Raw genomic sequence first — 16,182 nt, forward strand, 5'->3', positions numbered from 1 at the left:
ATGTATCATACAATCTTCAGTTTTAAGAGCTTTAAGAGCGGAACGGCTTGGCAGCCCGTCCAAATGGTTAATCTCTGTAGCCCTAATTTGTGGGTTACGTTACACCCAAGGAGTGCAGTGCAGGCTAAATTTGTAATTTAAAATTTGGCCTGCACTAATTCACATTAAGGTTCAACCAATTCAAGTCATAATGTATTTGATAGCAGAATAATAAATAAGACGAGTTTTATTAAGCTGCTTGAATTCCAGACCACAATCAATATTCCGTTCCAACAAGTGAAAAGGAGAGCCTGTATTCGAATGCCACCCTATTGTCGTTTCCTGATATCCTATATTTGTAAATTACTCCACTATCGGTATATGATAGAGCATAACCGCTAATTTAACTTCCCTATTTGGGTCGCCATTGATATGAAAACGGTAATTCAACCATGTTTCATCATCTTTATTCACATAACCTAAATAGTTTGCGTGATTCGGCGTCTCCTTCTCTACAATATCAATGACAGATGAGAACTCCTTATTTCTTACAAACATAATAACAGCGGCTTTTGAATCTCTCCATGTCAGATATGACAATAGTTGGTCTATCGTTTTTATGTAACTACCTTTACCTTTCCAAAACTTACATTCTGCGATAAAAACATTATTGTTTTCATGTCTTAAAAGAATGTCCGTTTTCCCCTTTTTGTTAAAGGTTTCTCCTGTAGCAGAACCCTCAAAGTTTGGCTCTAGTAGCATTAGGAAATGGTCACGAAGCTGTTCTTCCCCCTTGTCAGAATAAACTGAAGGTTTCCTTTCAAATTCCTTCCCCATCCCATTAATTATCTTAAGTATTTCCTTATAAGTTTCCATGTCTAGACTTGGTTCTGGCTTAAATCCAACATCTGTTACAACTGGCTTTACTGTAATTTTCTTTCTTATTTTTGGTGAAGGAATAGAAAAGGTGTTTGAGACACTTTCCGACTTTTTGATTGGAACTTTTAAACCAGCTAATAAATTTCGTCTCTTTAACATTTCTTCTTTTCTTGTATTAAAAGCATTCTGAATCTTTCTCCTTAAAGAATTATTAAAATTCAGAACGTCATTATTTACATATTCCTGCATTGTTCTTAAGCTTCTTGTAACACTTTCAAATTCCCTATTTAATTCTTCAACATCATCTCTGAATTGGATTTTTTTAAAAACCAATTCTTTATCCAATAATTGCATTTCTTGTGTCCACACAAGTCTGGTACTGGGGGTATACCTTATTAAGTCTACATTACCTTCAATCGGAAGATGAAAATATACTACCATTCTTGGATAAGACTTTCCCCCAATAACGTAAAAATCTCTAGGATAATTTTCTGCCCTAATCATTTCTTCTTTTTGATTGGCATATGCATTATCAAACTGAATATTTAATGGTTCAACTTTGAGTTGATTTTCCCAATAGCTGATATACTCCTCCTCATTTACGTTGAGAATATAATCCTCTTTCTCATTCCTAATGGAGTCTACTACACTTTGCTCAAGCTGAGTTAAATAAGAAGATAAATCTCCACTTTGATAAAAAACTTTTATATTTGTTGAATAACCGTACCTCATTTAGTTCCCTCGTTTCCAACAATACTGTTTTCTATTTCTTATCAAATTATATCAAACGATTGTTCTATCGGAAAAGAGAATAGATTACTCGTTTCTATCCTAATAGTTGTTTTTAACGATGAGATAATTGTTTACATAACTCTTCATAAAATCACAGTTTTATTAGTCTGTAAAAATATCTTCAAGTCCTAACTATTTGTACAATTAACCACCAATATAAAAAATGAGATAACTCAAATGTGAGTCATCCCTAATCTACACTTTTATAATACCTCTCCCAATAGTGCTTTCATATCATTAGAGAATGTATTATTCTCCTTCTTTTGTTTACGCCTCAATTCTGCTTTATAGTCAAAAAATGGTGTAATCTGTTCATTCATAAATCTCTCTTGCCTTTCTTTCTCATTCCTTAATTGAAGCTTCGCATCCTCTAGGTTTTTCTCATTCAATCTGCTTAGTATAAGACCTGTTGTACCTTGAGGTAGAGTGTCAATATTTACACCATTCATTGCATTATGAATAGTTTTTACAACCGTTTCAGAGCCATACTTCTCAGCTAATTCGTTTAGCTTCTTAGCAGAGTTATTATTATGTTCACCTTGATAATGAGTAAACCATTTCTCGATCTCAGCATCAGCAATGAACACCTTTTGTTTTGTCTCTTTAGGTTTTTCTTTTGAATCTGTTGTTTTTGGTTTAGCAATCTTAACCGACGTAGTCATATTCGTATCAGCAGTGAAATAGACCTTCAACACCTCAGTGTTAAGATAGTAATGGTTTACATTTTTCTCCTTACCGCCTTCTTTGTACGACCTTTTAACCGTCATTAACCTTTTTTCCTCTAACACTTGAATATGACTCTTAACACTTCTTTCTGATTGTCCTGTAATATTTGCAATACTTGAGATAGGCGGATATGCGTATACTTGACCTTGTTCATCTTTTGTATTGGATTGAATACTCATATGTCTAAACGATACCAACGCACCGTATACAAGCGTTTCTCCCATCTTTAACCTATAATCGTTCATTAAACTTGAATTAAACTTGATAAATCCTACTTTACTTTCTTTCATTGTTATATCCTCAATTCTTTTTATTTTTAATGAGTCATAACGAATGCCTTCATTTTATCCCATGTTTGCAATAGAGAGATAACAAAGAAATAGAATAGAAAGGAGCGGAGCGACTAGGAGCGTAAGCGACCCTATTTATTTATTCTCTTATTTATTCCTCTAATAGTTCCTCTTATATCGGGCAAATTTCGCACTACCCTTTTACATTTTTTGCACTACCCCCTAGTGCAATACTTTCACTAGAGTAGTGTAAATTTTTCACATCCCCATGTGTTAATGCAGTTTTTTTGAATCAACTAACTTTCTGACTCATACTTTTTTTACTACTCGCCCCCCTTTCTATAATTTGATTTATTTTCGCTGCACCTTAGACACGCAAAAAAAGAGCGAATCTACACACAACCTATCTCAATTGAAAGCACACTCGTCCCTGTCCAATATAGGCATAAAATTTTAGCCTATCCCTATGAGTACGTCATAGGCATGCAGAAACAGTGTACCTCCTTATGAGGCGGGTTGCATGTAAATTCCACTCCTTTATAGTTTATTAGTTTGATGCTTTATTCAATTTTCAATTATAGTGTATATATTATAATACTATTATTATAGTAATGCAATAGATTAGTCTATTGTTTTTCTTAGAATTATTTTGAATGCTCCTATGAATATTGAAAAGGAATAATGTTTACACGTTTCGAAGTTTACTTTAGAAACACTTATTGTTTTTGTGTTTTTATTAAATGAAAAGCCGCAAAAAACCGTCTCGTATCGGATTTTTTTACAACCATGTTGTGTGAATTGAGGTGCTTTCAACTACAACATTACTTGTTGCTTTTTAGGCTTTTAAAATGTTGCTTCAGTATTTCATTTTCAATGTTTCCAAGTATAATACCAATATTACTTCGATTTAAAAAATCTAATACATAATCATTACCTTTAGTCCTATTACAACTTATACAGGAACAAACGCAATTGCTGAATATAGATAGTCCTCCTTGTGATTTAGGAATGATATGATCTATTGTATCTCCATAGCTTCTGCAATAGGCACATATACTTTTATCTCTAATCAAAATCATTTTACGAAATAATTGCCTGTTATAAATAAGATGAATTTCAGTTTCTTTTTTTATCCCTGCTACTCCTTCTGCTACCATTAAAACTGCTTGTTCATATGAAATCTTGTAATAAATTCTTTTCTTTGACGACAAACTGAAGCAAACTTTTATATCTGTCCTTTTCAGTATACTGATGTCAAAGGTATACCCAGCAAACGGGTTTCTCTGTTCACGTTTTTTCCATTTGCATCCTTTGCAATACGACTTCCTTTTCCCTCTGCCTTTTGATACGAATTGTTGATATCCTTTGGTTTGACCGCAAATCCGACAAGTCTTGTATATAAGACATGAACTACCTTCCATAAGGGTTAACTCCTTTTATCTAGCCTAGTTGAGAATGTATTTCCATTCTTAATATTAAAGACTCAAGAAAGCTGTTCGAGCAACTTTTCTAGCAGTTTCTCTTCTTCAATCCCTCTAAAATACACACCGTATTCGTTTAAATTTGAAATTTTTGAATACAACTCTCTTTTAACCTTTACCAGTTCTTCAATAACATCAGATTTCTGTTTTAAAGAAATTTCTTCTATTAATGTAATATCCCATTCTAACATCTTTATCTCAAAATCTTCTTTGCTTCTCCATCCCTCAATAAATGGGTCAATATTATAACAATAATTTTCGCCAAAAAAATCTTCCCCAATGATAGCCTTTACAGCATTAGCACAATTAAAGTCAAACACTTCAAAAAACTCAATTCCTGTATTCTTGCATAATTCAGAACCATATAAATAAAAGATTTGTTCTTCTAATAATATTTTTACAATAATATCAATTTTCCTCACTATAACTATTCCTTTCCTCTTCGATTCTATCCGCAATTGAGTTCACGTTTTTACCCCTTGGTCATTCTCGCATTAATTCTGAGTGCAAAAAAACTGAATATTCCGAACAAAAGTATTGCAGAATCCAGTACTCAGTGGATAGTAGTTATTTTTTTGTCCCTTTAAGGATAACTAAACAATATTATTGCAATTTTTTATAGAATTAACCTTCTCCTTAAATTACTCTCTTTCCTTATGCCCTCCTCAATTCAAATACAAGAGAATATTATTATTTGTTGAATGGATTCCTTCGTAGTCCTTCAAGGAAATGCGGATAAGTAGATTGAGGAAATTGTACGTAAAAAGTACCAACTATTAGGTAAATGAAATAACAGAACCATCTTTTCTTTTAAATACCCAGCTATTCAGATGCTTTTCTCTTAAAAACTTCTGTTAAAAATTCCTCAAAATCACTATCCTCTACATAGAATAAATCTGCCAAAAGAAACCGTGATTCTCCACCAAATTCATCACTATCGACTAAGTCTCTTTTAATTACTCCCTTCCCACTTTGCTTTGTGTATTCACTCTCTAGCCAACTCACAATTTGAAAAAATCTCATGTCTGGATATTTTACCCACAATTTCTCAATTAAAGTTAGTATTCTGTTAATCCGTTCTTTTTCTCTCATTTTCTCTCCTCATAAGTTTTTAAACATCTTCTCGGGATTATTAAATGTTAACTCTTTAAATTTAGTTTAGATAAATTCCGTTATTATTGCAATAACTTTTTTAGGATTTTTTTCCACTGGAATACTTATAAAGTATACCAGTAAACAATGTTTATGGCGATAATTTCTCTGTTTTTAATTATATTTATATAATTATTTTTTTAGGTATTAACATTACTTTTATTATCATATTCAACACGTCAATTCATATCATAAATGCCTCAAAGATTGGAAGGAACTGTTCAACGGACAATGCTTTACAAAAGCCTTCACGACTCGTATGAATATTATTATCCGTTTCGTGTGGATTGACCTACTCCCTTACATTCATAATATTGATGGCAAAAAAAATGTGGAAATAACCCCCCCACACTCTTCTAATAAAAAAGAGCAGCCGGAATGGCCACTCCTTAGCTCACCTTTTATCCAAGTATTTCCTTACAGGCGAGTATTTATTATGCTGTTGATTAATATGTTCTTTCTCCATTTGCAAGTAATTTCGTGTTGTTTTGATGTCTGCATGATCTACAATCTTTTGAAGTGTAAATATATCTCCACCGTTTAAGATAAAGTTCCTACAAAACGTATGCCGAAACATGTGCGGATGAAGCTTTTTAAAGCCAATTCTTTTCTTTATGCGGTTGAGCCGGCGTCTAAAAGCTTCTGCAGTAAACACTTCACCATACGCATTGTAAAATACATAATCGCATTCATGAAAATAATTAGATGTTTCATTGTGAAGTTCCTGCAACAGCTTAGCCACTTCTCTCGTAATTGGAACATCTCTTCCCTTCCTATTCTTCGAAATCTCGGAAGGAATGTGAATCGTTAGTAATTTAAAATCAATGTGTACAAGTTTCAGATTGACGGCTTCATTAATCCGCATTCCTGTATCTAGCAGAAGAAGAATCAACACTTTATCTCTCCATTGAGCGTATTCTCTTGTATTAAAGTAGCCTAACAGCTTATTCAATTCCTCATCGTTCAAGCCTTGCACTTCTGTATGTTCATCATCTTTAACCTGTTTAATATTGCTGATGGGATTAGTCCCAATTATTTGTTCCCTGAACCAGAAGTTACACATTGTCTTTAATGTCCGCAAGCGGATATTAATTGTGTTCACTGAAAGTCCTGCAACTTCTTTTTCACGGTTTTCAATACCTTTGTACGCCATTTTCGTTTGTTTCATGTAAATGATGTATTCCCGTATCACCTTAGCTGTAAGCTCATTGATATCGCTAATATCGTAGTTACATTCTTTGAGGAACATCTTTAAATACTGAATGTGTTTGCGATAATCATGAATCGTTCTAGGGCGGACACCTTCTGCTTCTTTTGCTTTGATAAAGGCTTCTAATGCTTCGTCTAACGTGTAGCGTTCCATTCCAACTCTTGTTCTATTACTCTGTGCCGATCCGTTCAATCTGGTACCTATAAATGCTCTTGCCATATCATTAACCTCCTTGTAATGGAGGACACTTGAAAGGAAGCCATATGTCCCAAAAACGTCCAAAGTCCTGTCCGACGGCTCAACCCAAAAATCACACAAAAAAGGCTGATATACGTCGGACACTCTCGATTAATTCTAATCTTGAGAACCTTGATATATCAGCCTTTTTTCGATATGTACGTCCCAGGAGAGATTCGAACTCCCGACCGACGGCTTAGAAGGCCGTTGATCTTTTTGCAGTGGTTGGATAAATACTGATAACAAAGCCTTTTGTATCAACGTTCTTTAACCTTAAATGACAAGAAATTCACCTCAAATAAATGAATATTACTCGATTCCTGCCCCATTTCTGCCCCATCTGCCCCAATATAAGAAGATGAGATAAGAAAGTCCATGAACAATAAATTAAGAAGCTCTACTTAATTGGTTGGCTTCTGTTGATGCAATTTCGAGATCTAATCTTTATCAGGATCATTTTGTTTATTGTCTTCGACCTAGCGTTCCATTTACTTGCGATAGAGTTTTAATAGATAAGACATAGATCTTAAGACATCTTTGAAAGAACGACTAGCAATAAATAGATAATAAGTAAAACCACTCTATTCTTTGTAGAGAGTTTATCCTTTTTTTGATTGGAATATTGCTGAATTAAAGGTTTTGCATATTGAATAAGCAGACTATGAAATTCTTGTTGGGATTGAGAAGCACTCAATGTTTTTTTGGGGATAGTGATCGCTTTTAAGTCTTCGACATATAAGAAATAGTATGATTTGTCGTCAATTACTCGAACTAATTCATTCCACCTATAGAAAGATGTTTCTTTTCCACGATCGAACATAATCCCATTTTCATTCATGGAGATTTTTCTTTCATCCAAAACCCCAGGTTCTTTAAGGGATAATTTGAACCTAAGATAATATACGAATTGTTCAAGTAGAGGGAAGATAACAACAGACCATAAGAAGGTATGGAATAGAACACGGGCAATTTTTAAATAGATTGGAGCCTCAACACTCCATACATCTAGTGTGTACATTATAAATGCAAGTATTGGAACGAGTAAATAGATTAAACGAAGCCTGTTTCTTAATCTTCTAGAAGAAGTGCGTGCTTTTTTTCGATAAGCCCATATATCATTTGGTTCTAGCTGATAATGAAGCTCCATATCAACATCATCCTTAATTTCTTTAAATTTTCTTCTTACCAATCAGTTATATGAAACACCCTATATTCTGATTTAAAATTATTCTTTAAAGAGCTAATACTTCCTTCCTAACCTGAATGCACATTAAGAAAAAAGGCGATGCTATCTTCAAACATCGCACAGGTTAGTTGAAGAACTATAAAATTATTATTTTGTTCAATTTTTTCTTGCTGTCCAAATAGTCCATCTATCTTTTTCAATAATTTGTTCCCCATTCTCTGTTTTTAATTGTTGTTTAATATAATCTACAAGATTTTGTAATTGATTATCTGTTAACTCATGAAGAATAGAACGCCCTGTACGACTTAACAAATCATTGGATAATTGATCTACTTCATTATAAATTGATCTTGTTTCCCATAACTTGTATTCTTTAATCTTTTGAAAACCTGCATTTAGTAACGCTTGATGTACTTCTTCACTTGAATATCTTCGTGAAATTTCTTTTTCTTTTAAATTAGGATATTTTGAAAAAAAATAACCCCTTATATGTGTCGAACTTCCTTTTAACAAACAATCTTCAGGTGTTCTATCTTGAATAATGCATGAACCACCCTTCTTAAGTAGGCGGAAAGTTTCTTTAAAACATGAAGATAAATCTGTTATATGGTGTATCACGGCTCTTTCTAGAACAACATCATATTGTTCGCCTGGCAGTTTTGTATCCAATGCATTACCAACTTTGAAATCTATATTATTGTGATCCTTACAATTATCCTTTGCAGATATAAGCATTTGTTCGGAAAAATCTAATCCTGTTACATAAGAAGCTCCCATTTCTGAAAGTGCTTTTGTGTAAATCCCTCCACCACAACCTATATCTAGAGCTTTTTTTCCTTTAACATCGTAAATTTCTCTTATTTTATTTATCCAAGTTGAATTGGCTAACCGTTTAGAGTATGTGAAACGATTTTTTTCATTATGAAAATCAATTGGCAAAGAATCTCCCCCTTCAAAGATATATCTATACCAATTTTAACCAAAGATTACGATAAGTAAATTTGATTATTTTTATAAAAGTGAATAACTTTTACTTATTAAATTATTTATATAATTCAGTTTTCTCTTCCTATCCTGGTCCGTAAGTCAATATAAAAAAAGAAGTGTTGAATCCCAGGAGGGTTCGAACTCCCGACCAACGACTTAGAAGGCCGGTGATCTTTTTGCCGTGGTTTGTTAAATGCTGATAACAAAGCCTTTTGTATCAAGGTTCTTTAACCTTAAATGACATGAAATTCACCTAAAATAAATGAAAATTACTCGATTCATGCCCCATTTCTGCCCCAATATATGAAGATGAGATAAAGAAAGTACCTGAACAATAAATTAAGAAGCCATACATAATTAGTAGGCATCTGTTTTCATGCAATTTCGAGATCTAATCTTTATCAGGATCATTTTGATTTTCGTCTTCGACCTGGCGCTCCATCACTTTTTGATAGAGTTTTAATATATAATTGTAGCAAGCATTGATACATTTGTCACATGTGGTCCTTCAATAATCCGTATCTTCATGATGAACACCCCCATACTCATGGATATGTTCACTGGAGTTGTACAAATGGCTGTTTTCTTCATGAGAAAGGGATAAAAAAAGAATGCCTATCCTGATAAAACGTACCCTATAGACTAGACACTTTAAAAAAAGGTCTATCTATAAGGTACATTTTAATTTTAAGATTACACCTTTAAAGTGTTCAAGGGCTTGTGGAGTACATAAACACACAAACAAAACAGCAGTATGTTGTGGATAGTGAAGGAGAGGAGATACAAATCTAGTCAAATTTATGGATATTGTGAATGTTAAGAGGAAATAAAAAAAGCTCACCGTTGTCCGGTGGGCATATTATCCTGAGATGGAGTACCATTAATCAATTCTTACTCTTGAATTTTTGCACTTTTTGCAAACATCTTAACTAAATTTCTTAACTGAATTCAGATGAAAAGCTAATAGCCATAAAGCGGTTAAATTTGACATTGACACAAGTCAATACAAAATTGGCCCATTCAGGAACATTAAAATATAAGACTAAATTACAAATATAAATGCTATTTAGGTTGCAGTTATAAATAACATAAACATCCCCAATAATACTTGAGTTCTTGCATTAGGTCCGTAGTCTATTCATTCTAGCCTAAAAAAGAAAATCAAAAAATGCTGCACCAAAAAACATTAAAAGTACTATTACAAAATTTATATTGAAAGTAGTAACAAGACACCTAAAATTGAAAATAGAAATCATAACCAGTAAACAATTTAAACAATTACTTACAATTGAATATTAGTCCCTACCTTATTTTCAATAGCTTTCTTGTAAAAATATTTAGCTACAACAATATCCACAACAGCTAGTCCAACTGATTTAAACACGGTGATCCTGATCACTAACTTTGCCCATATATTCTCTGTTTACGATGTTCCCAAGCTCTCCAAACAGCTGTTGATTCCGTATTAACATGGCCAAGAATTTCTGATATAGCAGGGAGTGGTGTATCTTTTTCAAGTAGCATACTTGCCAAAGTGCGACGAAGGGAGTGCAAGACGTCTAATAAAGATATATGAACTATCAACCTTCGATGCTATTATTCGATTCGTCTAATTTCTGATTTCTGCGATCCTTTACTGCCCAAATCGCAACTAGGGACAGGACAGCTGCAAAAATAATATAAATGGCGACAGGAACATAAGAGTTATTAAACCTACTAAGTAAAGCCGTTGCAATTAACGGCGCTGTTCCTCCAGCCAGAGCTGCTCCGATTTGATATCCAAGCGTAATACCGGTATAACGTATTTTTGCATCAAAAATTTCCGAGAACATCGTTCCAAGAACAGCTGTGATTGGAGCCCAAATAATCCCTAAACCTATCACTGTTGCAACGATTAAAAACAGTACCGATTGTTGCTGAAGCATCAAGAAGTATGGGAACGCAAACAGAGCCATACCAATCGTTCCGCCTATGAACAGTTTTTTGCGGCCAATTTTATCAGATAAGTTACCCATGATTGGTATTAAAAACGTTGTTATAACCGTTGCAATTATGACTGCATTTAATGTATCTGTCTGTGAGAAACCTAGGTTTGAAGGAGCGTATGATACGACAAACGTGCTAAAAATATAAAATGGGGCTGTTTCTACAACTTTGGCTCCAACGGCAATAATCACCTCACGCCAATAATTCTTAAAAGTTTCTACAATTGGTAGCTTTGGAACTTCTCCGGATTCCTGCACTTTTTTGAAAGATGGTGTTTCATCAATTCCTTTACGAATCCATAGGCCAAAAAATACAAGCAAAGCACTAAATATAAATGGTACACGCCACCCCCAAGTCATGAATTCGGTTTGAGGAAGCAGTGTCATAATTGATAAAGCAATGGTTCCGAGCAACATCCCTATTGTAACACCCATCTGAGGAATAGCACCGAACAAGCCCCGTTTTTCAGCGGGAGCATATTCAACGGCTAATAACAGCGCTCCTCCCCATTCACCACCAATACCTAGACCTTGAATCAAACGCAGAGTAATTAATAAAATCGGCGCCCAAATACCAACGGCTTGATACGTCGGAAGAAGCCCCATCCCAAATGTTGCAACCCCCATTAAACTAAGTGTTAAAACAAGTGTTTTCTTTCTCCCGATGCGGTCGCCAATATGGCTAAAGATCACCCCACCAAAAGGGCGGATAAAGAATGCTAACGCAAAAGATGCATAGGACAACAACAGTCCTATTGTCGGATCCTCATTTACGAAGAATAACTGGTTAAACACGAGTGCAGCAATAGTCCCATATAAAAAATAGTCAAACCACTCAATCGAACTCCCTACTAAACTTGCAACTAATACTCGCCGCATTTGTTTCTTTTCCATCTTGAATTACTCCCTTCAAATTTAAGTGATACATTTTCTGATGATTATCAATTTTCTGTCAATATTCTTGATAATTTATTGACGATGGAACATTCAATAAAATTTGTCATGTATAAAATGTAGCTAGGTACTATTTATCGTTGAAGAGAGAGAAATTAAAATATTAAATCATTTTTCAAGATAGATAAATATCTGTAACTTAAAATAGAATACTAGTTCCTACCTTATTTTCAATAGCTTTTTTGTAAAAATATTGGGCTACAACAATATCCACAACAGCTAGTCCAACTGATTTAAACACGGAAATTTCTTGATCGCTGACTCTGCCTTTATATTCTCCGTTTACGATTTTCCCAAGCTCTCCATAGATGTCGCTTGGCTTAAATATGCCCTCATTTATCGGAACTTGTAAATCACCAGTCTCTTCTAAAGCTGCTTCTCTTGATTCCACTACTACTTTGTCAGCTTGAGAAATTACATGAGATGGTAACTCTTGCATTGTTGGTCTAAATGAACCAACTGCATTCACATGAACACCTCGTTTTAATGACTCTGAAAAAACAGGTGTTGAAGAGTTTGTTGTAGTAACAATAATATCAGCTTCACATACTGCTTCGTTTGAGTCTGAATATACTCGGACACGTTTATTAAATTTCTTTCTAATATATTCAGCAAATTCATGTGCTTTCTGTTCCGTTCTGTTATAAAGGAAAATCTCTTCAATCTCTCGAACAGCTAGCACAGCTTCAACCAGACCTTTTGCTTGTTCACCAGTACCGATAATACATAATTTTTTTGAATCTTGACGGGATAAATATTTCGTTGCTACCCCTGATAAAGCGCCTGTTCTAATCATTGTTAAATAAGAGCCTTCTAAAAGAGCGAGTGGTTCTCCTGTTTTGAAGTCTGATAACATCACAATACCATTTATTGTTTTCTTCCCTAATTTCTTGTTATTTGGAACTACGGTTACTACTTTTAATCCAATGCTCCCGAGTTCTTCAGCCACGGAAGGCATTACTAATGCAGTATTTTGACCACCATCAAAGGGTAAGGCGGCACGAATAGGCGTAACTGTTCTTTCTTCTGAAAATTCCTTTAATGCGACAGCTGCGCATTCAATGATCTCATTCATATCTACTAAACTTTTTTGTACATCAGTATTTAAGGCTAACATACTATTTCATCCTTTCTTGCTGATATCATACCCGTGTATTTTTCACTTTAAAAATCAGAAGCCTATACCGTTGACCCTGAAAACCAATTAACTCTCCTCACAACAGTTATTTTTTTCTCGCAATTTTCCTAATATTTTTTCAATTCATTCGGATCACTGCTTTACGTTAACATTGAACCGGTCATAACGAAGTGGTTCAATTGGAATCGATGTTTCATTTTGATTGATCATTTCTTCGATTACTTTACCTGTAATCGCAGCTAAGCTTATGCCATCCCCTTCATGTCCTGCTGCAATATATAACCCCGGTACCTTTTCAACATGTGAAATGATTGGAAGATGGTCAGCTGTCCATGGTCGTAATCCTGCATATGTTCTTATAACAGTCATATCCGCTATTTTAGGGTAAAAACGAACAGCTCTTTTTGCGATATATTTTATTACTTCATGATCCACTTTTGTGTCATATCCATTAAATTGACGACTACTACCAATTAAAAAGTTTTGACTTTCGGTAGGCTCGAAAACTAATGCAATGCCATATTTCTCAGTGAATGGATCTACTTTCCTCTCCCCACCAAATTTTGAAATGAGGTAGCCAAATTCCATTACATTTCTTAATCCAACAGGATGTTGTCTAGAAGCAACAATGACCTGACCTTTACGCGGTTTTATTGGAATGTCTATATCTAACATCTCTCCAATAAACGGAGCCCATACACCACATGCATTGACAACCTTATTAGCCGTAAAGGTTTCATTATTTGTCTCAATTACAAATTGATTCACTTGATTTTTATAAAGATTTTTCACTTCCGTATTCGTATGTATTTTCGCACCGAATTGTTTGGCACGATGAATCAGCGAATATGTTAACATATAAGGATTTACTCTAGAATCAGTCCTGCACTCAAGCCCACCAAGGATGTCGTCTGCAAAGTAATCAGATTCATTGCGTAGATCTTCCCGATCCAACATTCGAAAATCTAGCCCCGCATCTTGTTGTTGCTGCACCCATTTTTGTGCAGCCTCCATTTCCGTATCATTTTCACAAACTAAAACACTACCAGGGTTCCTATATTCAAATGGGATTTCAAGCTCATTATTTAATTCATATACCAATTGTTGGCTTTTTAGAGCCATTTGACTATCAAATCCTGGATCTTTATCCACTGCTAAAATATTTCCATCGCATTTAGAGGTTGTTTCACTTGCCAATTCATTCTTTTCAAGAACCGTTATATCTAAACCGGATTTTGAGCAATAGTAAGCGATCGATGAACCAATAATTCCCCCTCCGATTACAAGGACATCGCAATGTAATGTATTAGTCATGTTATTCCTCCCTATACATTAGTAACAACCTGGCTTTTTTTATTAGATTGATAAGCTTCCCATTGCTGCAAGATTTTCTTTCTTCCTACTTCTATTTCCGGATGAAATTGTATATGTGCATTATTCCTAGTCTGTTCAGTCATTTCAATAGAATCTTTAATATTTATATCTAATCTTTTCATTCCAGAACGGTGTGCAATTGATAAACCTGCTGTTCTCCCCTGTGCAGCAGCAACCTTTGCTCCTTCAATACCAGTAATGTTTCCTGCAACATATAGTCCTTCTAGAGGGGTTTCCATCCGTTCATTATGTAAAGGAACATAGCCTCCCAATTCCTCCACTAAATAAAATGGACAACCTGCAACTGCTGCTAATTCAGCTAATGGGTATAAACCTCCGGCAATACAAACAAAATCTACTTGAATATGTTCCTCACTACCAGAAACTACTTCCCCATCAGCATTAATTGTTGCTAATGTTACTCTTTCGACTTCATTTTCACCATAAATTTCAGTTACGGCTTTTCGAAGTTGAATTGGAATCCCCCACATTTTCACTCCTTTTTTAGGGTAGAAATTAACGCCCAACTTTTTCATAAAGTCATTCTTCATTAACTTGCTGCCATATCGAACGAATGGTGACGGAGCCATATGGGATACGTGAAGAAGTGAATCTAGTACTTTTTTTGGTTGACCCGCATCCTTTGTTATACGGTTCATTTTCGGTAAAGTAAGACAAGCTACTTCTACGCCAGCTAGTTGTAATTCCATCGCAATAGCAGCTGAGAGAACATTCACACCGATAATAACTCCACGCTCCCCGGGTTTGACTCGATGAACATTTGTCATCACCTGAGCGGCACCAACAGACATAACTCCGGGTAATGTCCAACCCGGTACAGGTACAGGAGATTCTGCTGCCCCAGTTGCTAATAACAGATTATCCGTGTGAAATGTTTCTTTTTCTGTATAAACAACCCATAACCCATTTAATTTTTCAATGTTATTTACAGCTGTATTTAAATGAAACTTCACTCCAAGATTAACTGCTTTTTTATATAATTTAGTTGATTCTTTAATCCCATTCCACCAGGACCCATTCGGTTCTTCATAAAGCTGTCCAAGTAACCTACCACCAGCTATCATATATTCATCAATTACAACAACATCTACTCCATTTTCTGCACAAGTAACTGCCGCTGTTAAACCTGCAGGTCCAGATCCTATAATGATAGCATTATCCATTTTCCAGTCCCCCATCATCTTTATAGGATGTTTGTATTTGGCCACTACTTTCTACAATCATTCCTTCTTTAATGGGTGTAAGACATGCCCGAATACCCTGTTGACCATCTACCGAAACTCTACATTCATAACAATGGCCAATATTACAATAGAAACCTCTTGGTGATCCGCTCTCTTCATGGTGTCGAAGTGTGCGAATTCCATTGGCTAAAAGAGCGGCAGCCAAAGATTCATTTTCCAGCCCTTTATAGACCTTATGATTAAATGTGAAGGAAACATAATTATTATCTTCAATTTTTCCGAGTATAGGGTGGTCTAAGATTCTTTGCGTCATTTATCTATCCTCCTTAAATTTTCAAAGCTAATCGGGCGTATTGGTGGCTGATATTTCAATGACACACATGTTCGATTTTTATCATTTGATGATATAGCAGCTATTTTATCTACCATAGTCCGACATGTTCTTCCACCACAATAACCCATGCCAGCTCTAGTACGAAGCTTTAATTCCCTAGCCGAACATTTATACTTGGCAGCTGTAGTCTCCAACTCCTCGTAACTTACTTCTTCACATCTGCATATGATCATTTCATCTTCTTTCACTTGAAACACCTCAATTTATACTTTA

15 protein-coding genes are annotated in these 16,182 nt (G+C 34.8%); all 15 read right to left on the minus strand.

Going from position 1 to position 16,182, the window contains the following annotated elements; all coding sequences use genetic code 11:
• Positions 1 to 342: 342 nt before the first annotated feature.
• Positions 343 to 1,590 carry a hypothetical protein gene (locus tag JOC74_RS06205; RefSeq protein WP_211086084.1) on the minus strand — a complete coding sequence of 416 codons (1,248 nt, stop codon included), beginning with the start codon at positions 1,588 to 1,590 and terminating at the stop codon, positions 343 to 345.
• Positions 1,591 to 1,853: 263 nt separating this feature from the next.
• On the minus strand, positions 1,854 to 2,666 hold the full coding sequence (locus tag JOC74_RS06210) for a helix-turn-helix domain-containing protein (RefSeq protein ID WP_211086085.1): 813 nt from the start codon (positions 2,664 to 2,666) through the stop codon (positions 1,854 to 1,856).
• Between the two features lie 821 nt (positions 2,667 to 3,487).
• On the minus strand, positions 3,488 to 4,087 hold the full coding sequence (locus JOC74_RS06215; RefSeq protein ID WP_211086086.1) for an HNH endonuclease: 600 nt from the start codon (positions 4,085 to 4,087) through the stop codon (positions 3,488 to 3,490).
• 62 nt (positions 4,088 to 4,149) lie between these two features.
• The gene (locus JOC74_RS06220) at positions 4,150 to 4,569 is read right to left on the minus strand and encodes a hypothetical protein (RefSeq protein WP_211086087.1); all 420 of its coding nucleotides are present in this window, start codon (positions 4,567 to 4,569) and stop codon (positions 4,150 to 4,152) included.
• 400 nt (positions 4,570 to 4,969) lie between these two features.
• Positions 4,970 to 5,239, minus strand: a complete 270-nt coding sequence (locus tag JOC74_RS06225; protein ID WP_211086088.1) for a hypothetical protein — start codon at positions 5,237 to 5,239, stop codon at positions 4,970 to 4,972.
• A gap of 454 nt (positions 5,240 to 5,693) precedes the next feature.
• A complete protein-coding gene (locus tag JOC74_RS06230) occupies positions 5,694 to 6,728 on the minus strand; it encodes a tyrosine-type recombinase/integrase (protein ID WP_211086089.1) in 1,035 nt (344 codons plus the stop codon).
• Between the two features lie 544 nt (positions 6,729 to 7,272).
• Positions 7,273 to 7,893 carry a YcxB family protein gene (locus JOC74_RS06235; protein ID WP_053603472.1) on the minus strand — a complete coding sequence of 207 codons (621 nt, stop codon included), beginning with the start codon at positions 7,891 to 7,893 and terminating at the stop codon, positions 7,273 to 7,275.
• Positions 7,894 to 8,088: 195 nt separating this feature from the next.
• Positions 8,089 to 8,871 carry a class I SAM-dependent methyltransferase gene (locus JOC74_RS06240; protein WP_053603473.1) on the minus strand — a complete coding sequence of 261 codons (783 nt, stop codon included), beginning with the start codon at positions 8,869 to 8,871 and terminating at the stop codon, positions 8,089 to 8,091.
• 1,446 nt (positions 8,872 to 10,317) lie between these two features.
• Complete coding sequence (locus JOC74_RS06245; RefSeq protein ID WP_312883777.1) at positions 10,318 to 10,503, minus strand: tyrosine-type recombinase/integrase; 186 nt, start codon at positions 10,501 to 10,503, stop codon at positions 10,318 to 10,320.
• Complete coding sequence (locus JOC74_RS06250; protein ID WP_053603474.1) at positions 10,500 to 11,798, minus strand: MFS transporter; 1,299 nt, start codon at positions 11,796 to 11,798, stop codon at positions 10,500 to 10,502. Before JOC74_RS06250 ends, JOC74_RS06245 begins: the two co-directional genes overlap by 4 nt.
• A 199-nt stretch (positions 11,799 to 11,997) precedes the next feature.
• The gene (locus JOC74_RS06255) at positions 11,998 to 12,975 is read right to left on the minus strand and encodes an ornithine cyclodeaminase family protein (RefSeq protein ID WP_053603475.1); all 978 of its coding nucleotides are present in this window, start codon (positions 12,973 to 12,975) and stop codon (positions 11,998 to 12,000) included.
• A 153-nt stretch (positions 12,976 to 13,128) separates the two neighbouring features.
• The gene (locus JOC74_RS06260) at positions 13,129 to 14,310 is read right to left on the minus strand and encodes an NAD(P)/FAD-dependent oxidoreductase (RefSeq protein WP_053603476.1); all 1,182 of its coding nucleotides are present in this window, start codon (positions 14,308 to 14,310) and stop codon (positions 13,129 to 13,131) included.
• 11 nt (positions 14,311 to 14,321) lie between these two features.
• The gene (locus JOC74_RS06265) at positions 14,322 to 15,554 is read right to left on the minus strand and encodes an NAD(P)/FAD-dependent oxidoreductase (RefSeq protein WP_053603477.1); all 1,233 of its coding nucleotides are present in this window, start codon (positions 15,552 to 15,554) and stop codon (positions 14,322 to 14,324) included.
• Entirely contained in the window at positions 15,547 to 15,888 is a 342-nt protein-coding gene (locus JOC74_RS06270) for a (2Fe-2S)-binding protein (protein ID WP_053603478.1), read from the minus strand. The genes JOC74_RS06265 and JOC74_RS06270 overlap by 8 nt, the downstream gene beginning before the upstream one ends.
• Positions 15,885 to 16,157: a (2Fe-2S)-binding protein gene (locus tag JOC74_RS06275; protein ID WP_098945218.1), complete on the minus strand. Its 273-nt coding sequence runs from the start codon at positions 16,155 to 16,157 to the stop codon at positions 15,885 to 15,887. The genes JOC74_RS06270 and JOC74_RS06275 overlap by 4 nt, the downstream gene beginning before the upstream one ends.
• Positions 16,158 to 16,182 lie beyond the last annotated feature (25 nt).

This window comes from Bacillus capparidis (assembly GCF_017832095.1).
Lineage (GTDB): Bacteria > Bacillota > Bacilli > Bacillales > Bacillaceae > Bacillus > Bacillus gobiensis.